At 63.8% G+C, this 23368-nt stretch carries 17 protein-coding genes and 1 tRNA gene; 5 read left to right on the top strand and 13 right to left on the bottom strand.

What is annotated here, in order from left to right; all coding sequences use genetic code 11:
- Both GRI68_RS07595 and GRI68_RS07590 read right to left on the bottom strand, forming a co-directional pair.
- Positions 1 to 954, bottom strand: a complete 954-nt coding sequence (locus GRI68_RS07595) for a histidine kinase dimerization/phosphoacceptor domain -containing protein (RefSeq protein WP_325063775.1) — start codon at positions 952 to 954, stop codon at positions 1 to 3.
- A gap of 131 nt (positions 955 to 1085) precedes the next feature.
- Positions 1086 to 2093, bottom strand: a complete 1008-nt coding sequence (locus GRI68_RS07590) for a DNA topoisomerase IB (protein ID WP_160616694.1) — start codon at positions 2091 to 2093, stop codon at positions 1086 to 1088.
- 124 nt (positions 2094 to 2217) lie between these two features.
- Between GRI68_RS07590 and yghU the strand changes: the two genes are divergently transcribed.
- Together yghU and GRI68_RS07580 are read left to right on the top strand one after the other, a co-directional pair.
- Positions 2218 to 3063 carry a glutathione-dependent disulfide-bond oxidoreductase gene (yghU, locus tag GRI68_RS07585; RefSeq protein ID WP_160616693.1) on the top strand — a complete coding sequence of 282 codons (846 nt, stop codon included), beginning with the start codon at positions 2218 to 2220 and terminating at the stop codon, positions 3061 to 3063.
- Between the two features lie 117 nt (positions 3064 to 3180).
- Positions 3181 to 3255 (top strand) — tRNA-Gln (locus GRI68_RS07580).
- An 87-nt stretch (positions 3256 to 3342) separates the two neighbouring features.
- Here the strand turns inward: GRI68_RS07580 and GRI68_RS07575 are convergent.
- The 3 genes from GRI68_RS07575 to GRI68_RS07565 form a co-directional block, all read right to left on the bottom strand.
- Complete coding sequence (locus GRI68_RS07575; RefSeq protein ID WP_160616692.1) at positions 3343 to 4134, bottom strand: helix-turn-helix transcriptional regulator; 792 nt, start codon at positions 4132 to 4134, stop codon at positions 3343 to 3345.
- A gap of 238 nt (positions 4135 to 4372) precedes the next feature.
- The gene (locus GRI68_RS07570; protein ID WP_160616691.1) at positions 4373 to 5158 is read right to left on the bottom strand and encodes a LytR/AlgR family response regulator transcription factor; all 786 of its coding nucleotides are present in this window, start codon (positions 5156 to 5158) and stop codon (positions 4373 to 4375) included.
- Between the two features lie 4 nt (positions 5159 to 5162).
- Positions 5163 to 6263: a sensor histidine kinase gene (locus tag GRI68_RS07565; RefSeq protein ID WP_160616690.1), complete on the bottom strand. Its 1101-nt coding sequence runs from the start codon at positions 6261 to 6263 to the stop codon at positions 5163 to 5165.
- A 235-nt stretch (positions 6264 to 6498) separates the two neighbouring features.
- Between GRI68_RS07565 and GRI68_RS13630 the strand changes: the two genes are divergently transcribed.
- On the top strand, positions 6499 to 11544 hold the full coding sequence (locus GRI68_RS13630; protein ID WP_199799729.1) for a beta strand repeat-containing protein: 5046 nt from the start codon (positions 6499 to 6501) through the stop codon (positions 11542 to 11544).
- Between the two features lie 112 nt (positions 11545 to 11656).
- A complete protein-coding gene (locus GRI68_RS07555; protein ID WP_160616689.1) occupies positions 11657 to 13528 on the top strand; it encodes an ABC-F family ATP-binding cassette domain-containing protein in 1872 nt (623 codons plus the stop codon).
- A 9-nt stretch (positions 13529 to 13537) separates the two neighbouring features.
- Here the strand turns inward: GRI68_RS07555 and GRI68_RS07550 are convergent, their stop codons facing one another.
- A complete protein-coding gene (locus GRI68_RS07550) occupies positions 13538 to 14272 on the bottom strand; it encodes an SDR family NAD(P)-dependent oxidoreductase (RefSeq protein ID WP_160616688.1) in 735 nt (244 codons plus the stop codon).
- 104 nt (positions 14273 to 14376) lie between these two features.
- Between GRI68_RS07550 and GRI68_RS07545 the strand changes: the two genes are divergently transcribed.
- Positions 14377 to 15279: an alpha/beta hydrolase gene (locus GRI68_RS07545; protein ID WP_160616687.1), complete on the top strand. Its 903-nt coding sequence runs from the start codon at positions 14377 to 14379 to the stop codon at positions 15277 to 15279.
- Positions 15280 to 15327: 48 nt separating this feature from the next.
- On the opposite strand, the gene GRI68_RS07540 is transcribed toward GRI68_RS07545, so the two are convergent.
- The 7 genes from GRI68_RS07540 to GRI68_RS07510 all read right to left on the bottom strand — a co-directional run bounded on the left by GRI68_RS07540 (position 15328) and on the right by GRI68_RS07510 (position 23297).
- Positions 15328 to 16677: an alkaline phosphatase PhoX gene (locus GRI68_RS07540; RefSeq protein ID WP_160617887.1), complete on the bottom strand. Its 1350-nt coding sequence runs from the start codon at positions 16675 to 16677 to the stop codon at positions 15328 to 15330.
- 121 nt (positions 16678 to 16798) lie between these two features.
- Positions 16799 to 18958, bottom strand: coding sequence for a S46 family peptidase (locus tag GRI68_RS07535; protein ID WP_160616686.1), 2160 nt, complete (start codon positions 18956 to 18958; stop codon positions 16799 to 16801).
- 95 nt (positions 18959 to 19053) lie between these two features.
- Positions 19054 to 19467: a MerC domain-containing protein gene (locus tag GRI68_RS07530; protein ID WP_160616685.1), complete on the bottom strand. Its 414-nt coding sequence runs from the start codon at positions 19465 to 19467 to the stop codon at positions 19054 to 19056.
- A gap of 140 nt (positions 19468 to 19607) precedes the next feature.
- Complete coding sequence (locus GRI68_RS07525; RefSeq protein ID WP_160616684.1) at positions 19608 to 20369, bottom strand: hypothetical protein; 762 nt, start codon at positions 20367 to 20369, stop codon at positions 19608 to 19610.
- 70 nt (positions 20370 to 20439) lie between these two features.
- A complete protein-coding gene (locus tag GRI68_RS07520; protein ID WP_160616683.1) occupies positions 20440 to 22005 on the bottom strand; it encodes a PH domain-containing protein in 1566 nt (521 codons plus the stop codon).
- Positions 22002 to 22538 (bottom strand): PH domain-containing protein, encoded by a 537-nt coding sequence (locus tag GRI68_RS07515; RefSeq protein WP_160616682.1) that lies wholly within the window; start codon positions 22536 to 22538, stop codon positions 22002 to 22004. The genes GRI68_RS07520 and GRI68_RS07515 overlap by 4 nt, the downstream gene beginning before the upstream one ends.
- 66 nt (positions 22539 to 22604) lie before the next feature.
- Complete coding sequence (locus tag GRI68_RS07510) at positions 22605 to 23297, bottom strand: energy transducer TonB (RefSeq protein WP_160616681.1); 693 nt, start codon at positions 23295 to 23297, stop codon at positions 22605 to 22607.
- Between the last annotated feature and the right edge of the window lie 71 nt (positions 23298 to 23368).

The raw sequence follows: 23368 nt of genomic DNA, 5'->3' as shown, positions 1-23368 counted from the left end.
TCAGCTCTTGGTCGGTCGCGCCGTCAGGATCATCTTCGCGCCATTGCGGTCGATGATCGCTTCATGCTCCGCGCGCGCCTGCGACGCGAAAGCATTCAGCAGCCGCGCGCCGAGCCCGCCAGAGACCGCGCTGGGTGCGGCGCCATCGCCGGCGCCATCATCGATCACCTTCAGCTCCCATTCGTCGACGGTGCCCTGGAGCGTCACGAGGATCGATCCCGCACGACCGTCGGCGAAGCCGTATTTGCCGCAATTGGCGATCACTTCGTTGACATAGAGTCCGATCGCCACTGCGATGTCGCGTTGGAGGGTGAGGTCGGCGATATCGCAATCGACCGCGACCTCGTCATGCAACGAAGCCTTGGCCACGCGCGACACGAGATTGCCGAGATAGGGGCGCATCGCCGTTTCCGCGCCTTCCTCCTGCTCGTATTGCAGGTTCGAATAGGCATCGGCGAAGGTTCTTACCCGCATGATCGCATCGTCGAACGCGCTATCGAGGCGCGGATCGTCCTCGCGCTTCTTCTGGATTTCGAGCAGCGCGGCGACCAGCGCGAAGTTGTTCTTTGTGCGGTGTTCGAGCTCGGCCATCAGCACCCGGCGACGCTCGAGCTGCTCCTCGGCAAGATCCGCATTGTTGCGCACCGCGCGGCGAAAGGCCTCGGCGAAGACCAGGATGATCAGCACCATCAGGCCGTTGAGTGTGACACGCGCCGGATCGCTGGCGCTCGCGAAGGCGAAACTGGCATGCGGAGGAAGGACGAAATACCACATCCACACAAACGACAGGATGAAACAGGCGAGGCCGCCGCGCCATGAGGAATAGACCGTCGCGATCAGCACGGTGGGATAGATCATCGCGAAGGGGCCGCTGTCGGGCGCCCACAGATTGACGACGCCGCGCATCGCGATCATCGCGCCGGCGCACAGCAGGCCGAACACGGTTTCGGCCACGTGTCGCGTTCTCGGTTCGGTGAACCGATCGCCAATATTGTACCGCGCAAGCCTTTGCATTCGGAGCGACCCTTTGCTTCGAGCGCGCCGTGTTAGAGTAATCCCGAAGGCTTGTCTCGGTAATTTCCGGGCTAGCTCGCGGCGGCCAGCAATTCCGCCGCACCGGGGCCGCTTTCGAGCATCTCCACCAGCCCGCGTTCCTCTCGCGAGAGCCATTTGGTCGCGCGCGGCAGGCGCAGTTTGGCGCGCCATTCCTCCTGGCGAGGGACCAGCGCGATCACCGCCGGGTGAATGTAGCTCTTGCGTGCCATGGCGGGGGTGTTGCCGAGCCGTTCGGCCACTTCGGTGGTGAGCGCCTTGATCGTCATTGCGCCTTCGGCCTCGGCCAGTTCGGTGAAGCCGATCACGCTGGCGTGCCAGGTGCGGAAATCCTTCGCCGTGAAGGCTTCGCCGGTGGTCTGGCGCAGGTAATCGTTGACGTCGCCGCTATCGACCGGCTGGGCATTGCCGTCGTCGTCGCAATACTGGAACAGGTGCTGGCCCGGCAGGTCCTGCATCCGCTTGACCACGCGGGCGAGGCGCGCGTCGGATATCTTCAGCTCGCGCTGCTTGCCGCCCTTGGCGGTGAAGCGCAGCGTCAGCACGGTGCTGCCGATTTCGGCATGTTCGGCGCGCAAGGTCGTCGCGCCGTAGCTCTCGTTCTCGGTGGTGTAATATTCGTTGCCGACCCGGATCGAGCCGGTGTCGAGCAGGCGTACCACGCTTGCGAGAGTACGCTCGCGGGTAAGCTGGTGGCATCGCAAATCCTTCTCGGCCCGCGTCCGGATCAATGGCAACAGTTTGCCGAAGGCCGCGCAGCGGTCGAATTTCTCGCTTTCCTTCATCGTTCGGAATTCGGGGTGGTAGCGATATTGCTTGCGTCCGCGATCGTCGTATCCGGTCGCGAGAATGTGGCCGTTATGCGCGGGACAGTACCATTCATCGACATAGGCCGGGGGCAGGGCAATCGCGTTCAGGCGCCGTTTCTCCGCCCGATCGGTGATCAACGCGCCCTTGGGGTCGTAATAGGCAAACCCCCTGCCGGCGCCCTTGCGCGTAATGCCCGGCATGTCGTCATCGACATAAATGAGGTTTGTCATGATGTTGCGTCCCTTCGGCGCGGACTCAACCGCCGATGGATACGACCGGTTCCCCGCATGCGTCTTGCACCGCTTCGCCGAAGCCCCACTTCGTGATGGACAACACAATGCAAGGACCCGTCCCATGGCCGATAGCACCTACACCCCGCCCGCAGTCTGGAAGAACGTCGAAAGCGGCGGCAAGTTTGCCAGCATCAACCGGCCAACGGCCGGCGCGCGCGAGACCCGCGAGCTGCCGCGCGGCGAGCATCCCTTCCAACTCTATTCACTCGCCACGCCCAACGGGGTCAAAGCCTCGATCATGCTCGAAGAATTGCTCGAAGCCGGACGCGATGCCGAATACGATGCCTACACGATCAATATCAGCGAGGGCGAGCAGTTCACTTCCGGCTTCGTCGGGGTGAACCCCAACAGCAAGATCCCCGCGCTGCTCGACCTGACGGGCGAGGAGGAAGTGCGCGTATTCGAAAGCGGCGCGATCCTGCTCCACCTGGCGGAGAAGTTCGACACTTTCCTTGCGCGCGACAACCGCGCCGAAATGCTCAGCTGGCTGTTCTGGCAAGTCGGCAGCGCGCCGTTCATCGGCGGCGGCTTTGGTCATTTCTATCACTACGCGCCGGAGAAATACGAATATCCGATCAATCGCTATGCGATGGAAACCAAGCGCCTGTTCGATGTCGCCGACCAGCGGCTGGGCGAAGCGCGCTTCCTAGCCGGCGACGAATATTCGATCGCCGACATCGCCAGCTTCGGATGGTTTGCCGCGCTGGTCGAAGGGAGCGCCTATGGCGATGCGAAGACTTTCCTCTCGATAGACGAATATGAAAACGTCGCTCGCTGGGTCGGCGAGATCGCCGCGCGCCCTGCCGTCAAACGCGGGCGCATCGTCGCCAAGACTTGGGGCGAAGTGGACGAGCAATTGGCCGAACGCCATTCGGCGGCCGATTTCGAAGGCAAGACGCTGAAATAAGCCTGTCAAAATGCAGTGTCGAATGCGGTGGCCCAAATGGGGCGCCGCATGCGATACATTCGCACGACACAAACACCTTCACATCCGCGCACAGGCCGCTATACGGGCGCCCGCTGCTGGGGTGTAGCCAAGTGGTAAGGCAGCGGTTTTTGGTATCGCCATTCGCAGGTTCGATCCCTGCCACCCCAGCCAGCCTCGCCTCGCTACCACCGACGAGGCATCCTCCCTATACATCGCGATGACCGCACAGCGTTGAGCAAAGTCGCCGGCAATTGTGCGCTAGAGCAGCATCGCCTTGAGCATCGCGCGGGTGGCTGCTTGGGTGCGATTCGACGCGCGCAGTTTGGTGCAGGCATTGCTGACATGTTCGTTCACCGTGCGCGCGGTCAGGCCCAGCCGTGTCGCAATCCGCTTGGTCGTATGGCCATTGCTCACCAATGCGAGGCATTCCTGCTCGCGCAGCGAGAGCGGGACATACTGGGGATTGGCCATCAGTTCGCGCACCGCCAGCCCCTCGAGAAACATCGCGATGCTGGTGGCCACGCTTTCGCCCAGTTCGGTGTAGAGGAACAGGGCGAGCTCCTCCGATGACAACGCGCAGGTGCTGAACACGAGCATTCGCCCGTGAATGCGATCGGGAAACGACGCCGCAAAGCCACCTTTGAAGCCGAAGCGCTGCATCACGGCGAGATTATCGCGTTCGGCTTCGGTCAATTCGGCCGTGCGCGGATGCGAGGGGATAAGCGGCACGATCGCGTCACTCGAAACCAGTTGCCGCACCCCCGGAGCGCTTTCCGCCAGTTCGGGATGCTCCCAGGCATAGGCCATGAATTCGGGCGATACGGCGACACCGAGGGTGAGCTCTTCGGCCGGATAATCTCTTCGGCCGAGCGGGACGGAAAACAGCGTGCTCGCCTCGAAGCCGCATGTCTTGAGGCGCCTGTCGAGTTCGGACCAAGCGGCGTCCTTGTCCTTGTCTTCGACTGCGATCCGCGCGCATTCGTGCGGCGCGAGCAGGCGATCTGCGCGTTCCTTCAGTTCAGCGAAGCTATCGTCACGCGCCCCGCTCATCGCCGGCCGACCGCTGGGCATGTGGCTCCGAGCCAAGCCATTCCGGACTGCGGGATTTGACGACTGGGCAAGCGCATACGCGGCTCCGATAAGATGATCGACTTTAACACGGAGCCGGTCGTCCCTTCATCAAAATGGCCGATCCGCCCCTGGCCTGGCCGGCATCAGGACGGATTCGCGGCGCGATGAGGGATGATGGGCGGTTGGTTAGGGTAGAGTTAAAACGGGCGGCTACGGTTTAGCTGACGATGTCCGCCAGCCGGTCGCGGTACTTCTTCCCGACAGGCACCACGGCCCCGGAGGTAAGCACGACCTGCTGGCCGCCCCAGGATGTCCGCTGGGTCTGCTGGCAATGCTTTCTCGAGACGGCGTAGGACCGGTGCACGCGGACGAAGCCGAGCGCTTCGGCCTCATCGACGAAGGACCTCATCGATTGGCGATGGAGGAAGCTCTGCTCGCCGCAATGGAGACGGATGTACTCCGCTTCGGCTGCGACGTGATCCACCTTTGCCAAGTCGACCCGGATCGCTTCAGCGCCCTGGCTGACCCAGATCGATCGGCTCTCGACATCGGTATCTTCGATCTCCTCCCGATCGGCGCGAAGCCCCTCAAGATGCATGCGCAGCTTATCCAGCCGGTCTACCGCATCGCGGGTAGTGAGGGTTTCGCGTGCGCGGGAGAGCGCCAGTTGCAGGCGTTCATGCCGCACCGGCTTGGTCAGGAAGTCCACCGCCCCTGTGTCGAAGGCCTGCGCGGCGAGGCGAGGAAACGCCGTCGCGAAGATGATCAGCGGAGGTGCGGCGGTGAAGCGGATCGCTCCCAGCGCATCGACCACGTCGAAACCGTCAGCCTTGGGCATCTCGATGTCGAGCAGCACGATATCGGGCTGGTGGCGCTCGATCATCGCCAGCGCGTCTTCGCCGTCGGGACTTTCGGAAGCGATCGTCACGTCGTCCTCCAGCGCGAGCATGCAGCGCATCCGCTCGCGCGCGAGCGCCTCGTCGTCGGCCAAGCACACCTTCATCGCATCACCCCGTCTTGAGTGGCAGCTCGATGCGCGACAGGAAGCCGTCGGGCCGGGCCTCGACCCGCAGGCTGGCGGTCGGACCGAAGAACGAATGGAGCCGGGCTTCGGTGTTCCTGAGGCCTACGCCGAAACTGCGTGCCGAGTGCTGACCGTCGCCCTGGACGCCTGAATCCGACACTATGATCGCGAGACGCCCGTCCTCCTCGCTCACCGAAATCCCGATCTCGACTTCGGTGGAGGAGCGCGCGACGCCGTGCTTGATGCTGTTTTCGACCAGCGGTTGGATGATCAGGTTCGGCACCAGCGCGCCGCGCAGGTGATCGGGGCAATCGGTCGTGACTTTCAGCCGCTCCGCAAAACGCGTGCGCTCGATCTCGAGATACTGGAACTGCGTCTCGATCTCGCGGCTCAGCGGGACCAATTCACGATCGTCGGCAGTCAGCACGGTCTCGTAATAATCGGCGAGGCGAGAAACCATGCGATCGGCCTCGGACGGGCGCTTGGCCCAGATCAGCGCCGAGACCGAATTGAGCGCGTTGAACAGAAAATGCGGGTTGAGCTGATAGCGCAGCGCGCGCAATTCAGCCTTGCGCAGGCTCTTTTGCATCGTGCGCGAATGCGCCTCTTCGTCGCGCAACTGCACCGCATAGATGACTGCCACCATCGCGATCGCCTGCGCGAAGAACAGGTGCACGCTCGCACACCAGGCGATGAGCGCGCTCATTGCGAAATTTGGCAGGGGAGCAGCAAAGGTATCGATCAGCCAGGTATTGAACAACGCGAATGGCACCGACGCAATGCACGCTCCTGCCACCACGATCAGGGCATTGACCGGAACGGATCGCGTTACGCACCTGAGCAATACGCGATACATCGCGCAGGAAAGAGCAATTCCGAACCCTACGACCGCCAGTCGGCCCATCCATCGGTCAAGGGGGCTGGCCTCGTGCGCGATGCCGATGAGGATCCTCGTCATAAGATAGAACAGCCAGCAAAAGACGATAATCGCGAGCACGAGATGCGTGTCGCGGTTGCGTACCCCGGGCGCATCGTCCGGCGCGGGCACGAGCTTGCCCTCGGCGGGCAGGTCGTCGACGATCATGAACATCGCTCCAGTCTATCGTCGGTTGGGCCCGACGTTAAATGCCCCAGTTGGCGTTCGTAGCACCTAGCCGGTCGTTCGTGACATTTATCTGCACCGGCGCCCCATCTCTGCGCATCTTTGTGTCTGCATTCGCTCTCGTTTGGACGAACGGGGTGCGGATTCTCCAATCTTGGACGAAATGCGAGCACGCCTCCTGCAGTTTTGCTCGCGAGATACAAAGGGATCCTCATCAATGACCACCTTGCACGCGAACACCTCTTCTCCTCGAAGTCTGCGGAGCAAGTTGCTGTGCACGACATTGGTTGGCCTGATCGCCGCCCAACCTGCCATTGCAGGAGAAGCGGCCGACGCATCCGCGAGCGAGGAACAGCCTTCCCTGCTTGCCACAGCGGATTATTCGCTCTCCGTCGACCCAGCCGCCGCTGGAATCCGCGAAGAGAGCGACGAGAACGTCAGCATCAGCATCTTCGAACCGGTCGTCACGGATGGAAATGGTGAACCCGGAATTGTCGGGCGCTCTACCGACGGCTCCGTTTTCGTGACCAGCACCGACGTCATGACCTCGGGCGCCGGTTCCGATGGTATTGTCGCACAAACACTCGGCCAGTCGGGCGAGATCTTCGTGTCCAGCGGTCGCGTGGTAACGACCGGCGACAATTCGAAGGGCATTAACGCGCGCAAGGAAGACGTCGATTTCGAGACCTCGCTTCTCGTCTTCAGCCAGTCGGTGGAGACGGCGGGCGAAGGCAGCACCGGGATCGACGCCTTCGCCAATGCGGGACTCGTCAGCGTAGAAAGCCGCGAGGTCGCCACTACCGGAGCGAACGCAATTGGTATCGCGGCGGAGTCCGGCAACGACAGTCTGGTCCTGTCGGATCTGGTGACGACACAGGGACGAGGTGCGATCGGCATCCACGCCAAGGCCGGATCTTACGCAACGGTCGACAGCCTCGAGGTCGTCACAGCAGGCGAGGGAGCGCACGGGATCGTCGCCGAAGCCAATTTCTCTCCGCAGGTACAAAGCGTTTCGGTCATTACGAGCGGGAAGCAGGCACATGGCATCGTGGCGGTCGGGGACTTCGGGCAGGCAACGGTTCTCAGCGAAGAGGTCACAGTTGGCGGTGATGGATCAGTCGGCATCCTTGCGACTTCGAACGGTGCAATCTATGTCCGCAGCGGTTCGGTTGTCACGACGGGGGAGGCGATCGTCACCGATGGCGGGGGTGGCCCGACCGATCCCGACGGGCCTGGTGATCCCGATGGTCCTGGCGATCCCGGCGATCCTGGCGGGCCGATCGGACCTGGCGGCCCCAGTGGCCCCAGTGGCCCGGCCGGCGCCGTTCTCGTGGAAACGAATGCTCCGAAGGGTATCTACGTCAATAGCGGCACCTCGCTCCAGGTCGAAAGTGGCTATGTTTCGACCGTGGGGGCGAATGCCACCGGGATCGAGGCGATCGCCCAGATGGATGCGACAGTTTTCAGCAATGAGGTGAACACGCAGGGCGAAGGGGCTGTCGGTATCTCCGCCTCGGGCAGCGATGGCGGTGCCTATGTCGAAAGCGGGTCGGTCTCGACCCAAGGCGATTTTGCGAGCGGCATTTCCGCCAATAGCCTTTCGGGTGACGCGGTGGTCATCAGCGATGCGGTCTCCACCGCAGGCATGCTTGCCACCGGGATCACCATATTCGCCGATAAGAATATCGGCATCCAGAGCGGTTCGATCGTGACCGAAGGCGACATGGCCAATGGGATCGACGCCTATTCGGCGACCGGCGAACTCGACGTGGTGAGCGATACCATCGTGACAACCGGTGCCGAGGCCGACGGCATGGCGCTGCGCGGCGACGGCGGAGGATCGGACATCGCCGTCACCGCCAATTCGGTGATGACCAGCGGCGATGAGGCCGATGGCATCTTCGTCGAAACCTATGGCGACATTGCGGTCATGGTGAACGAGGTCATTACCAGTGGCGATTTCGCTGCCGGAATCTTCCTTACATCCAACAATTCCATCACGGTCGAGGCGGGCAATGTCGCGACCACGGGCGACGTGGCCTCTGCCATCAGCGCTGCAAGCGAAGGGGGCGACGTCACCATTACGGTCGACACGGCTTCGGCCGATGGCGACAGTGCAGCCGCGATCGAAGCACGTTCGGAAGGGGGCGACGTCGTGATCGTTGCCAACGAAGTGACCGCGTCCGGTGATCGTTATGTCGAAGACAATCCAGGCGGACCTGGGGGCCCGGGTGGGCCTGGGGGACCGGGCGGCCCTGGCCTCCCCAGTGGTCCTTCCGGTCCGCCGTCGGGTCCCGCTGGAAATCCGGCCGGCCTCGCTCCTGGATTTAGCGTGATCGGCATTGCTGCCGAAAGCTTCAACAGCGACCTGTCGGTCACCGTAGGCAAACTGACCGCTAGCGGCGAAAACGTGAACGGGATCAATACCTTCGCCACGAACGGGGTGGCAACGGTCGAAGCCGGCACCGTCGAAGTCTCTGGCAGTGGCGGCGTTATTGGCGTGCGCGTTCGTGGCGATCTCGGCGCCTCGCTCAAGGTCGATGAGGTCATCGCACGCAGCACTGGTGATCTTGCAAATGGTGACGCCGTCGATGTCGGATCGGTGTTGAACGAAGCGCGGCTGGAAGCCAATCGTGTCATCGCAGAAGGTCCGAATATGGGCGGGGCGAGTCTCATCTCCCTGTCGGGATCGGTCTACGGTTCGGTCGGCGAGATCGTGACGACTGGAAAAAGGAGCATCGGCTACAGCGCGCTCAGCGGCGCAGAGTTCGAAGACGGTGCCACGCTGACCTTGCTGGCCAACTCGGTGATCACTGCTGGCGATTACTCGTCCGGTGTCGTCGTGCGCAACACGGACACCACGAACACCATCCGCATCGGTTCGATCCAGACAGCCGGCTCCTACTCGGTGGGACTGTTCGCCAGCACCAGCGTGGGTTCCGATATCGAAGTCGGCACGATCACGACCACCGGAGACGCTGCCGATGGTATCCAGACATTCGGTCTCGGAGTGATCGATCCTGGAATGCAGCCGATAATCAGGCCGGTAGAAGACATGTTTCCGGGTTCCGGCGGCGATTCGCCGGGCGCCGAAAACGCGGGTGCGACGGGTTCGCCCTCGTCTATGGAAGAAAAACTGCTGGCGGCTGCCGAAGCGGAACCGCTTCCCGGCGCCGAGCCTCCCGCCACCATCACCATCACGGCCGACGCCATCGAAACGAGCGGGGACTCCGCGCGCGGCATCGCTGCCCGCTCTTCGGGCGATGTGACGATCGCGGTCAATTCGGTTTCCACGACCGGCGGTACCACCACAATCACCGAAGCCTATCAAATCAGCGAGGTCGGCAACATCCTGAGGGGCCGGTTCGATATTACGGATAGGGCATCGATCGGTATCGAAGCCCGCAGCGATTACGGGGCGATCGATATCACGGCAGGCGCGATCTCGACGCTGGGCGCCAACGCCCATGGCATCAGTACCATGACCGGCGCTGGCGCCACCAGCCTGATGGTCGGCGACATCTCGGTATCGGGAGAAGGTGCGGACGGCATTACCGCAACCAGCGAAACCGGCGATATCGATGTCACCATCGCGGGCGGAGTCCTCTCGCAACGCGGTGCGGGTGTGCGGATCGCCAGTGCGGGCGATATCACGGTCACGGTTGCTTCGGGCGGACTGCTCGGCAGCTCGGCAGATGGTTTCGCGCTGGTCGTCGAACCGGGCATGGTCGTCCAGATGCCGATACCCGGCGTGGAAATCGATCCCGTTCCAGTTGCCGTGACGTCCGGCGCCACGGTCCGGACCGAGGCCGGAGGAGCCTTGGCAGGCCGCATCAGCCTGACCGGTGCCGACGACACGTTCCGGAATGCGGGGACGTTCCGCGCATCGGGCACCAGCCTGTTCGGCGACGGCGACGACGTCCTGGTCAACACCGGCACCGTCTTCGCGGTCGATGGTGCGACTACGTTCGACGGGCTGGAGACCTTCGACAACCAGGGTCTTTTCAGCCTGGTCAACGGCGAGGCCGGAGACAGCTTCGATTTCACCGGGATGGCTTTCGTCGGTCGGGAGGGCAGCACGCTTGGCTTCGACATCATCAATGAGGGCGGGTCGATCTCGTCCGACACGATGGTGTTCGGTAACATCTCGGGAGCCCACCAGATCGCGATCGCGTGGACCGGCGATATCGCGCTCGACACCAGCGTCGATCTCGTCACGCTGACCGATCAGGATAGCGGCACTTCCTTCACGCTCGAAGAGGAAAGCGCCGATTTCGGTTTCCTCTCGGGTCGTCTCGTTCGCGATGGCGGCACCATCGCGCTGGCGATGGCACCGGACGAGGAAGTGTTCGAAGTGGTGCGCACGGGCCGGATGGCGACCGATCACTGGCAGCGCGGCGTCGATGCATTCCGCTACCAGCAGGCTACCGCCCGTACGCTGCCGCAAGAGGACGGCACTTCTGTCTGGGGCCAGTTCTTCGACGATAGCCGCGAGGCTTCGGCCACCGAGCTGACGGTCGATTACGACGGCGACACGATCACCCAGTCGATCGCCAACGACGATCACGCCACCGGGTTCGAAACCGGCATCTCGCTGCGGCGCGGCGGCTTGGCTTTCGGTGCGATGTTCGGGCACACCAGCTCGGAGAACCGTTTCGCCGAAACCCAGAACCTCTACCGCATGGAGAGCGAGAACGTTGGCGTCTTCGCCGGCTTCCAGGGTGACGTGCTGTTCGCCAACCTGGTCGGCAAGATCGATTTCGGTTCGATCGACTTCGAACTCGCCAGCGTCGGCACCACGGCCAGCACCGATGTGACCGTGTATGGCGCAACGGCAGAGATCGGCGCGCGTTTCGGCGGTGACAGCTTCTTCGTCGAGCCGGTCGCCGCGCTCAACTGGGCAAGCGCCGATTTCGACGCGGTCGAGTTCGATACCGATGCCTTCGCCCTCGACAATGGCAAGAGCCTGCGCGGTGAGTTCGGCGCCCGGGCCGGGGCCAGCTTCTCGCTGGGCGGCGTGGCGATCCGGCCGCAGGCGGCCATGTTCTGGGTCAACGAGTTCGGCGGCCAGAACAGCGCTACCTTCCTGTCGGGCGAAACCCCGTTTGCGCTCGAGGACCAGGCCGTCGACAGTTACGGCAAGGCCGAGTTCGGTATTTCGGCGCTCGTCGCGGAGCTGGTCGACCTTTCGGTCGGCGGCGACATCTATGTCGGCGACATGAGCGGCGGAACGGTTCGCGTGCAGGCCACCCTACGGTTCTGACACGCATCATGTGGGCGGCCGGCTCGGTTCCGCACTCCCCCTTAGGCCGGCCGCCCATTTTTTCGAACACGTGCCGTAGCGCGAGCACGGAGAGTGCTGCTATGGGCGATCCATGCTTACCATCGACGGCCTCACCGTCCGGCTTGGCGGCCGGCCCATACTCGAACGCGCCAGCGCGACTATTCCGCAAGGGGCTCGGGTAGGACTGATCGGCCGCAACGGCGCCGGCAAGTCCACGTTGATGAAGACTTTGATCGGCGAGATCGAGCCCGACGAAGGGCAGGTCGGCAAACCGGCCCGCTCGCGCATCGGCTATATCGCGCAGGACGCGCCCGATGGGGCGATCACGCCGGAAGAAGCGGTGCTGGCCGCCGATGTCGAGCGCGCCGAGCTGCTCGTGGAATCGGAAACCTGCACCGATGTCGATCGGCTGGGCGAGGTGCATGAGCGGCTGCTGGCGATCGATGCCTACACGGCGCCCGCCCGCGCAGCGAAGATCCTCAACGGCCTGGGGTTCGACGAGGAGATGCAGCAACGGCCGCTCGCTACCTTCTCGGGGGGCTGGAAGATGCGCGTGGCGCTGGGCGCGCTGCTGTTTTCCGAGCCGGACATCCTGCTGCTCGACGAACCTTCGAACCACCTCGATCTCGAAGCGACGTCGTGGCTCGAGAATTTCCTCAAGAGTTATCCGGCGACGGTGCTGGTCATCAGCCATGAGCGCGATCTGCTCAACAATGTGGTCGATCACATCCTGCACCTGCAGGGCGGCCAGCTGACGCTCTACACCGGCGGCTACGACACGTTCGAGAAACAGAGGGCCGAACGTGCGGCCCAGCTGGAATCAGCCAAGGCGGCGCAGGACGCGCAGCGCGCGCGGCTCGAAGATTACGTGGCGCGCAACAGCGCCCGAGCGTCGACCGCCAAGCAGGCGCAGGCGCGCGCCAAGATGCTGGCCAAGATGCAGCCGGTGGTCGCGATGATCGAGGATCCCTCGCTCAGCTTCCAGTTTCCGTCTCCGGAGGAATTGCGCTCCCCCATGATCCAGCTCGACGGTGCGGCGGTAGCCTATGGCGATGCACCGCCGGTGCTGCGGCGGCTCGACATGCGGATCGACGCGGACGATCGCATCGCGCTGCTGGGCCGCAACGGCAACGGCAAGACCACGCTCGCGCGCCTGCTGTCGTCCCAGCTGGAGCCGGTCGAGGGCGGGTTGGCTGCACCGGGCAAGCTCAAGGTCGGGTATTTCACGCAATATCAGGTGGAAGAACTCGCCAGCGACGAGACCCCGCTAGAACTGATGTCTCGGGCGATGGAGGGCAAGCCGCCGGCGGCGGTGCGGGCGCAATTGGGACGCTTCGGCTTCTCCGGCCCGCGCGCGACCGGCAAGGTCGAGAAATTGTCGGGCGGAGAACGTGCAAGGCTCGCGCTGGCCCTCATCACGCGCGACGCGCCGCATCTGCTGATCCTCGACGAACCGACCAACCACCTCGATGTCGATGCACGCGAGGCGCTGGTGCAGGCGCTCAACGACTATTCGGGCGCCGTGATCCTGATCAGTCATGACCGCCATATGGTGGAACTGACCGCCGATCGGCTCGTGCTGGTCGATGGCGGCACGGCCCGCGAATATCGCAGCAGCATGAGCGACTACATTGATTTCGTGATGGGTCGCAATCAGCCCAAAAAGGACCGAGGCTCCGGTCCGAAGAAGGGGGCCTCGGCCAAGCCTGCTCCCTCACGCGCCCAGGCCCGGTTCCTCAAGTCCGAGCTGGCCTCGGCGGAGAAAGCCGTGGCCAAGCTGGAAGCGAAGCTCGACGAAATCGATCAGGCGATGTGCGATCCCGCCAAGGCACCGAAGCATCTCGCGGACGTCGCGATGGACGATCTGTCAATCCAGCGCGCCGACGTCAGCGACCGGCTGGCGAAAGCCGAAGCTCAATGGGTGGAACTCGGCGAGCAGGTGGAGACATTCGGCAACGTCTAGGCGAAAGCCTCAGGCGCTGCGCCCGATGATCTTCCAGTAGCGCGAGGGAAGCAAACGCTGGATCTTCTCGGCCAGCTTTGCATCCTTGCCCACCAGCACCCTAGGCTTGCGCCGGTCGACCGCGCCGAGGATGAGTTCCGCTGCCTTGCGCGGCTCCATGGTCAGCTTCTTCTCCATTGCGGCGACCTGCTCGGCGCGGACGGCTTGGTCGGCGTTACCGGGCACGCGCGCGTTCCTGGCGATCGAGGTCTTTACCCCGCCGGGAAACACAGTGGTTAGCCCGATCGACGGATGTTCGGCCAGTTCGTGGGTCAATGCCTCGCTGAAACCGCGCAGCGCGAACTTGCTCGCGGAATAGGCGGTCTGTCGCGGCGGGGCGACGATCCCGAAAACGCTCGACACGTTAACGATCCACCCGCCTGCGCCCGCTTCCAGCGAAGGCAGCAGGGCACGCACGAGCTGCACCGCGGCCCCGAAATTGATCTGCATGCAGGCATCGAAATCGGCTTTTTCCACCGCCTCGAACCCACCGCCCAGCGCGATCCCCGCATTGTTGACCAGCAGCGCCAGATCCTCGCCATATGTCCCAGCGAGCGATTCAGCGAGATCGCGAACCTCTGGCGGTTGCGCCAGATCAACCACGCAGGTCGCGACATCGCACCCGTGCCGCTCCCGCAGCGCACTCGCATGCTCTTCCAGTCCGGCTGCGTCGATATCGACGAGCGCCAGCCGATACCCGCGCAATGCGGATCCCGGCTACACCAATGGCTCCACGCGTGGGCGGCTGGTGCAGGTCGGCTTGAGCATCCGCTTCTGAATCCGGAAATCAACCAGCAAGGCAGGCCATCATGAAACTGAGCAATCACAAGGGAAAACTCGCATTGGGCGGCGTGATCGCCCTGCTTCTGGCGGCCTGCGCTGCGCCGATTCCGGGCTTCGATCGGGTCGATGCTCCGAAGTTCGCCTCCACCATTCCGGTCTTGTCCGACGAAGAGGCCGGAGATGACGAGCAATGGTACCGGACCGAGAACAATCTGATCGTCCGCAATGTGCAGCAGTCGGAATTGATCGCGTATCTGCCCGAGCCCGGGAAGGCCACGGGCGCGGCGGTGCTTGTCCTGCCCGGCGGGGCGTTCCAGATTCTCTCGATGTCGACAGAGGGCACCGAGGTGGCCGAATTGCTGGCCGAACAGGGTATCGCGGCCTTCGTCCTCAAATACCGGCTCAATCCGACACCGGGAAGCGACCTGCTGTTCGGCATCAAGCTTGCCGCGATGATGTCGAGAATCGCCGATGGCGGGGCGATCGAGGTGAGCGAGCCAAGAGCGACCGCAGACGCAATCGAAGCCCTGCGAGTGATCGATGCCGAGGCCGACAGATGGTCGCTCGACCGCGACCGGATCGGCATGATCGGCTTTTCGGCCGGCGCGATGACCGTGCTGAACGTGATCGAGGAACCGAAACCATGGGGCCCCGATTTCGTCGGCTACGTCTACGGGCCGATGGATGCCGGTTTAACGACCGACAAGCTGCCGCCCATGCTCGCTGCGATCGCGCGCGACGACGAGCTGATCCATTATGATTCGTTTGCGCTGGTCGAACGCTGGCGCAAACGCGGCGGCGAAGCGGCGCTGCGCGTCTACGAGGATGGGGGCCATGGCTTCGGACTGGGCAAGAACGGCACCGACAGCGCGCGCTTCAAGGCCGACCTGCTCGAATGGCTGTTGAGCCAGGTTTCGCCGGCCGACTAGCCTCGCACAGGGCGGATGAGGGCTGCTTTTCGTGCGCGGCGCGACCTATCACGTGGCCCAGGGGCCGGTGATGGCGATCGTGCGGGTCGGCGAATAGGCGTTGACGAAGAACCACTTCCCGTCGGGCGAGAAGCATCCGCCGGCAAGCTCGGTCTGCATCCGCAACCGGCCGAAATCGTAAGCCCGGCCATCGGGCGTGATGCCGCGAAGATGGTTGTCGACGATGTCGGTATACTGGTCTTCGCACACGATCAGGTGGCCATTGGGACCGACGGTGAGATTGTCGCCGAAATTGAACTGGTCCTCGCTCTCGCTTTCGAAAAACAGCTCGACCGTATCGGCGCGCTCGCCGCGGCCCGGCACCAGGCGGAAGATCTGGCCAAGGCCCTTCGCCCCGCCGCTGGTGGAACAGACGAACAGATCGTCCTCGCCCCAGTGGATTCCTTCGCCGCGCGCGACGAGAGCGGCACCTTTGGCGGCACTGCGCTGGCGCAGATCGTCTTTCGGCGCCTCGACATCGTCGCAATCGATCCAGCGGACATCGTAGCTGCGCCCGACCGGTATGGCGGTGCCTTCCCAATTGCGGGTGTCGGCCAGGCCATCGATGACCATCGCCTGCAATTTGCCGCCTTCGGCCAAGCGTCCGGGACGGTTGGGAATGAAGCGGTAGAGCACCGAATCGTCACGGTCTTCGGTCAGGTAGACGATCCCTGTTTTCGGATCGACGCAGGCGGCTTCGTGGTTGAAGCGGCCCATTGCCTTGAGCGGCACCGGATCGACGAGGCCGGTCGCGTTGGCGGGGACTTCGAACACCCAGCCGTGGTTCTTTGCCAATCCGTCGCCATAGCGCTGGCCGGGGCCGGTGGGTGATTCCTCGCAGGTCAGCCAGCTGCCCCACGGGGTGATGCCGCCCGAACAATTGCGGATCGTGCCCGCCAGGGTGCGGAACTCGCGCTTCACGTCGAGCGTGCGCGCGTCGAGCACGATATTGGTGGTGCCGCCGGGCACGACCTCGCCGTCGCGCGTGCCAAAACCGATCGGAAGATCACCGCCAGAATCGTTGCCTGGCACCAGCTCGTGATTGCGGATCAACACGATCTCGCCATTGCCGAGCGGCAGGCAGCCCATTCCGTCGCCCTTGTCGGGCACCGTGCGGCCATCGTCCATCGCATCGCCGAGCGAGGAAAGCAGGCGGTAGGAAAAGCCGCGCGGCAGGTCGAGCAGGTCCTTGGGATCGGGCACCAGCGGCCCGTAATCGGTGAACGCGCTCGCCCCGCTGCCCGCACCCATCGCTGTGCGGCTGACGCAGCCGCTGGCGACCAGGCCGGCAAAAGCCATACCCGTGGCACCTAGGAAGCGGCGGCGATCGAGGGCGGAGATGGGGCGGTTGGCGGTCATGATCGTATTCCAGGTCTGGTGGTATGGTTCGGCCGTCACCGGCCGGTTGTCGCGCGCTTGCCTGCAAGGCATTTGTGACAAGCGCGCGACATGGCGGTGACACCGCCGGTGGAAGGGGCGATCAGTCGACCACGTCCATTTCGTCGATCAGGTTCTGCGCCCCGTCGACGTTCTGCATCACCCAGAGCATGTAGCGGGTGTCGACATGGATCGAACGCGTGGTGCGCGGATCGAAATCCCAGTCGGAGTTCACGCTTTCGAACGTGCCGTCGAACAGCAGGCCGACCAGTTCGCCCTTCGCATTGAGCGTCGCCGAGCCGCTATTGCCTCCGGTAACGTCGAGATCGGACAGGAAGTTGACCGGGACCGAACCGATCGATTCCAGTTCGTACGGGCCGTAATCCTTGGCTTCGATCAGCGCGAGCTCGCGCTCGGGTGCGTTGAACGGAGCGATGCCGGTGTCCTTCTGGGTGATCCCTTCGAGGGTGGTGAAGGGCAGGTACTCCATGCCGTCGAACGGCGAGCCGCCCATCACGTTGCCGAAGGTAATGCGCAGGGTGGAATTGGCATCGGGATAGGGCAGCTGGCCCTGTTCGCTCTGCCACTGCGTGATCGCTTCCATATAGGCGGGGCGCAGTGCCAGCGCGCGACCGGCGCGTTCCTCGGCTTCGTTCTCGAGCCCCTGCTCGTAATCGTAAAGCGCGATGGCGAGCTTCATGAACGGGTCGTCGCTCGCTTCGAGAACGGCGACGCTGGCATCCATCAGCGCAAGCCGCGTGTCCGCTTCGTCGAGCGAGGTGCCGGTGTAATAGCCGTCGATAATCGCATCGATCTGCTTTGCATCGTCGACACTGGTGAGGCCGAGCGCGTTGTCGAACACGGCGACGCGTTCGGCTTCGGGCTGGCCAAGATAGCCATCGAGGAACAGCTTCCACTCGGCCTTGTCGACATCGGCATCATAGCGGCGATCGAGCGCCTGTAGGCCCTGGCGGAAAAACGCCATGTCGCGTTCCTGATAGCCGGGCTTACGCTTTGCGTCGGGCAGTTCGCGCTCTTTCGCGAGGCGATAGAGCCGCTGGGCGACGCCGAGCAGCTGGGCCCGGGTGGCGTTGCCGTACCAGAAGCTGGTGCGCGAAGCCGTCGCGCTTTCCTGCGACAATGCCGAGAGGTCGGCGATCGCGGTGGCATAATCGGCGCGGGCGGGATCGGCAGCGATCCAATCGGCCAGCGCCGCTTCGCGTGCGCGGCGACGTTCGATCAGGCCGACGCGGCGTGCGCCTTCGATCTGGCCGCGCAGGTTCTTTTCGTAATTGTTGAGCCCGGCGAGGCGCGCTTCGTACTTCACCCGCGCGTCCGATCCTTCGGGGGCGGCGGTCTCGATCGTGCCGATCCAGTCGGTCAGCAGGGCCTGAAACGTCGGATAGTTCCAGCCGAAGGTGTTCTCGACTTCGGCGAGCATGGCATAGCGCGAGGTCGAACCCGGATAGCCCGCGACCATCACGAAATCGCCATTGTCGAGGCCGCTCTTGCTGACCTTGAGATAATGCTCGGCCTCGTAAGGCACATTCTCTTCGGAATATTCGGCCGACGACCCGTCGGGCGCGACATAGGCGCGGTAGAACGAGAAATCGCCGGTGTGGCGCGGCCACATCCAGTTATCGACGTCGCCGCCATATTTCCCGATCGAATCCGCCGGGGCGTATACGAGGCGGACGTCTTTCACTTCGAGCTGTTTGATCAGCTTGTATTCGTCGCCGCCGTAATAACTCGCGACCCGGCAGCGATAGCCCGCTTCCTGTTCGCATTCGGCGGTGATGTCCTTCATCCGCTGCTCGACTGTATCGTAGCGCTCGTTCGGCGTCAGCTGCGCGGTGCCTTCGCGCATGCGCTCGGTCACGTCCGTGAAATCGGTGGTGATGTAAATGCGCGAGCCTGGCGCGGCGGGCAGTTCGGCGCCCATGGTCGGGGCGAGGAAGCCGTTCTCGAGATAATTGTTCTCGGCGGTCGAATTGTATTGCACCGATCCGCGTGCGCAGTGGTGGTTCGTGACCACGAGGCCCTGCGGCGAGACGAAGCTGGCCGAGCACCCGCCCAGCGAAACGACTGCGCCCATCGGGAAGCCGGTGAGATCGGACAGATCGGCCGGATCCATCTCGATTCCCGCATCGCGCAGGTCGGCGGCGATTTCGGGCAGCTGTTCGGGGGTGAACATGCCTTCGCGCGCGGCCAGCGGCGAAGCGGCGACCGTGGTGAGCATGAGGGCGAGGATAGTCTTGCGCATGGAAACTCCCGTTTTCCTTTGGAGTCCTCGCCAGGTCCGGCTGGGACTCGTTTGTAACGTTCGGCTCGATAGTCGAAACGAGCCGAAATCGACAGTCATTTGATCGATGGGCGGGTGTGCTTGATCGGCTTGTGGCTGCGCAGATTGACGATATGCGCGCTCACCAGCAGCACCGCGCCGCCGCCGGTCAGCAGCTGTTCGGCCAACTCGTTGCCCAACGACACGCCGGCTAGCATCGCACCGAGGCCCAAGGCCGCCAGCCATCCGATAAGCGCATTGCGCCGCGCCCTGCGTCCTAGCACGACGCCGCTCACGAGAAAGACGGGCACGAGCATTGCCAGATGAAACCATTCATTTTCGAGCCATGCCTGCGTAAGGAAGGTCACGCCGACGAACGGCGCGATTGCGACCAGTACGGGCACGAGCAGGCAATGGATCAGGCAGACGGTCGATAGGACGATGCCCACCCAGTCATAGGCGGGAACGGTCGTACGGGATGAAATATGCATAGACGCCGGGGGCTGGAGGGAGAGCGCAAATGAGATACGTTATAACATCACACTTTCAAGGCAAGACATGCTTTTTGTGGGCTGATCGTTCTCGGGCGGAAGCGATCCGATCCCGCGGGGGCGCGGTCGTGCTGCGGTGTTCAGCCGTGTTGCGCGCGGTGCTTGGCCAGACTTTTTTCGACGCCCGCGAGTGCCGCCAGCACTTCGTCGCGCCAGCCGTTTTCGGGCAACTCGCGCACTGCGGAATGGGCGGCGCAGACGATCGGCGTTCCGGCCCACTTCTCGGCGATGTCCTTCGCCCAGGCAATGAAATCGTCGGCCGCTCCGGGGCGCTTTTCGAGGGCTTTGGGCAGCATCGGGTGAAACTTGAGCGCGGACTGCGGCAACACGCTCTTGAGCACCCCGGGTGCGGCGAGCACGTTGAACGTATCGTCGACATGCACGATCCCGCTGGCGCGGTGGCGTGCGATCACGGACCCGGCATGGACGCTGTCATCGTCGGTCACGAGATCGACGCCAGCGGGGATTGTGAACTCGAGGTCGTCGGCGAATTCCGCCTGCGTCCGCGCCTGCTCGATCTCGCGCTCGTGCCACGGCAGGTTCGGCGCCTGCTTGCGATGACGCTCCGTGCCGATCAGCCGCGCGACGGGGGCAAGCTTGTGGATAGCCTCGCAATGGATGGTGTGAAACGGATGGACATTGATGATCGCATCGATCGCGACCCCGCCATCGGTCAGTTCGAGCAATTGCTCCTTGTCCTCACCCTCGACCTCGTAGCTGTCGAGCAGCAAAAACCGGCCATTGGCGCGGCGGACCAGCGACATCTGGGTGCCGACATCGATGAAGCCGGCGATCTTGAAGGAGCCGCGGAAATTCCAGAAGTCTTCGGCGAGTTGCTGCATGGGTCGGGTTCCATTGGATCGGGAGGGGCGCGGCGAGCGTTTTCTCGTCCGTCGCGCGAAGCTTACCCGATCAAACGGTGACGCCCGCCAAGGTTCCGAAGTGAACGGGCTGTTCGTCCAATTCGCTGAAATCGACGGCCGCGATCGCTTCGAGCACGTCCGCGCGCAAGGCGCGAGCTTCGTCGATCGCGAGGCCGGGGATCGAAAATTCTCCGCCCGCGAGGCCCAGATGTACGGTGCAGTAGCCGCGCAACCTCGCAAGCGGCCCCTGCGCGATCTCGACCGATTGCAGCTTCATCGTGCGCGCGGTGGTCACTTGCGGCGCGAGGATGCCGTGCCGCTTGAACAATTGGCCGAGCGCAGTGGCATGCTTGTGCCGTCGCCATGCGAGCCAGAAGGAAGTGCCGATAACGGGAAACAGCAGCGCGATGATCAGCGCCGGCCACTTGATCGGCGAGAACGCCAGAACTCCGCCGATACCCGCCAGCGGAAACAGCGCGAGCAGCAAGGCTTCGTCGACCCAGTGCGCGCCGCGAGGGCGGTGCCATGCGGTGTCTTCGGGTGGAAGGGCGAGCCCGGCGGCGTCCGCGACAGGCGCGATCTCTTCAGGTTTCCCGAACGGCACGACCACATGGCTCGTATCCTTGGCGTCGTTGGCAAGGCTCACGAATTTCAGCGAGTGCCAGCCGAACAGGCGGCGAAACCACCGCGTACCGTATTGCATGGCCTGCACCCGGTGGACGGGCATAACGACATCGGTCTTGGTGAACAGGCCGCGGCGGCGACGAAAGCCCTTGAGCGTGCGATCGAGGCGGAAGCCGTAATCGCGCACGAAGGTGCGGACCACGCCGGTGACGAGGCCCAGCACGATCACGCCGCCTGCAGCTGCGATGGCGCCGGCAATCTGCGCCGCCATGCCCAGCGCGGCGATCTTGCGCCCCTGGCCCTCGATCACATTGTCGAAGAACTGGTCGGCCAGTTCTCTCCACGAAAACAGGAAATCCAGCTGTCCGATCGCACCGAGGATCACCGCGAAGATCACCAGCGAAAATTCGAACACGCCGAACGTCAGCAGGCGCTTCTCGTCCATCGCGAAGAGCGGCGGCGTCTCATGCTCTTCGATGGGCGAGGGCGCGTCGCCTTCGGTAACCGGTTCGGCCTCGTCGCGGCGTTCGCGCACGACGTCGCGCAGGCGTGCCGCTTCGACTTCGGTTACATAGGCGAGGTTCAGGTCTTCGCCGCCGCCCGCACCGGTTTCGAACTTGACGCGGGCGAGGCCGAAGATGCGCGCCAGCAAGGGCTGCTCGAGGCTGACATCCTGGATCCGCTCATAGGGGACCGAGCGCGCCTGCCGCGAGACGATCCCGCTTTCGACCCGCACATCGTCATGCCCCACGCGATAGGTCGTGCGCCACCAGGCGAGCCAGGTAAAGAAGCCGATAACGCCCAGAACTACACCGAGGATCGGGAGGAAACCGATTGCCTCGCGCAGGTCGTCGAACGCCACGAATACAGCGATGGCGGGAAAGATCGCATTCTTCGCCGAATCGAGCAGCCGCACCAGCAGGCCGAGCTGCGCGGTGCGCTGAACGCTTTCGACCGCTTCGGTCGGAGGTTCGTCGTGAGGCTCGGTCACCGGGTTTCGCGCTTGATATGGGCGCGGATTTCCTCGCGCATTGCGGCGGCGGACTCTTCGCTCAGGCCGGGCAGCGGCACGGCATGGTTGTGATTGCCGGCGGTGTGCACGACCAGGGTGGAGAGGCCGAAGAGCCGCTCCACCGGTCCGCGTGTTACGTCGATGTGCTGGATGCGTCCGAACGGCACCACGGTGTCCGATCGCCACATCACCCCACGCACCACTCGCAAGCGGTCGGTGCCCAGGTCGTATCCGCGCGCATGATATCGGCGGCGGGGCCAGCGCCAGATCAGGGCGACGGCGAGAACCAGCACTGGCACAAACACGGCACCCTGCATCACGCCGGAACCGAATGGCCGCACGAGATCGAGCACGCCGGCGGCGAGCACGAATGGCAGTGTCGCCAGCGTGATCAAGAGGCGCAGCACCGTGCGATAATTCGGATCGACCGGGGTCAGCGCATCGTCATCCGCGATGTCGCGCGCTGCCACAGCCTCGATATGATGGCTTTCGCCTTCGCCCCCGTGTGTCATGCCCGCCGGTATGCGACGCCCGCCGTTTGGGAGCAAGCGGCGGGCGCACAGTTTTCCGCGAACGGCCTAGGGCAGTCGCCAGACGATTTCGGAATTGTAGGTCCCGCCCACATTTTCGCCCTTCGCATTGCGCGCGGGCGTGAACTTGCCGCTGCGCGGCAGCAGCTGGCAGGTCGCGCGATCGAGCGAGGAATGTCCGCTCGATCGGGTAACGGTACAATTTTCGACCTTGCCGGTGGCTGAAATGGTGAGGCGATAGCCGACCGTACCCTCGAGTTCGCGCCGCGCGGCGGTCGAGGGGTAATCGTCGGTGCTGAACCAGCTGCTGGGCGATGTTCTAGGCGCAGGCGCGAGCGGCTTGAAGCTCGGTGTGGCCGAGGGCGTGACCGCCGGACCGGGTGTGCCGGTGGTGGCAGGGCCCGGAAGGACGAGCATGTCGCCGTAGTTCGTGACCGTTCCGGAGTTCGGCACCGTCGGTGCGTTGGTAAAGCGGTCGATTACCGGGTCCGACGCGTCCAATGTGGTCGGTCTGCCCTTGGACTTGTCGAGCGGCGAATCGTTGGTGGCTTCGGGTGGTTTGGGCGGCGGCGTCGGGATCTTGTACGTCGTCGCCGTCGGATTGGGCTTGGGCGGCTCGATAAAGGGCAGGTCGACATTCGACAGACCCGTCACCACCAGGGCACCAATCGCCAGCTGGAGCGCGGCGGCCCCGGCGATCGCTCTGGCATCGGGTGGCCGGTGGGCATTTGCATACGCCATGCGTGTTCTCCTCTTCCCGTGTTGCTACCGCCGGTCCCGGCGGCCCGGGAAGGGCGGAGTTCCGTTACGGA

Source organism: Alteriqipengyuania halimionae (assembly GCF_009827575.1).
Classification (GTDB): Bacteria; Pseudomonadota; Alphaproteobacteria; order Sphingomonadales; family Sphingomonadaceae; genus Alteriqipengyuania_A; species Alteriqipengyuania_A halimionae.
Note: the sequence above shows the minus strand (reverse complement) of the source record. Positions and strands in the feature narration are given on the sequence as shown.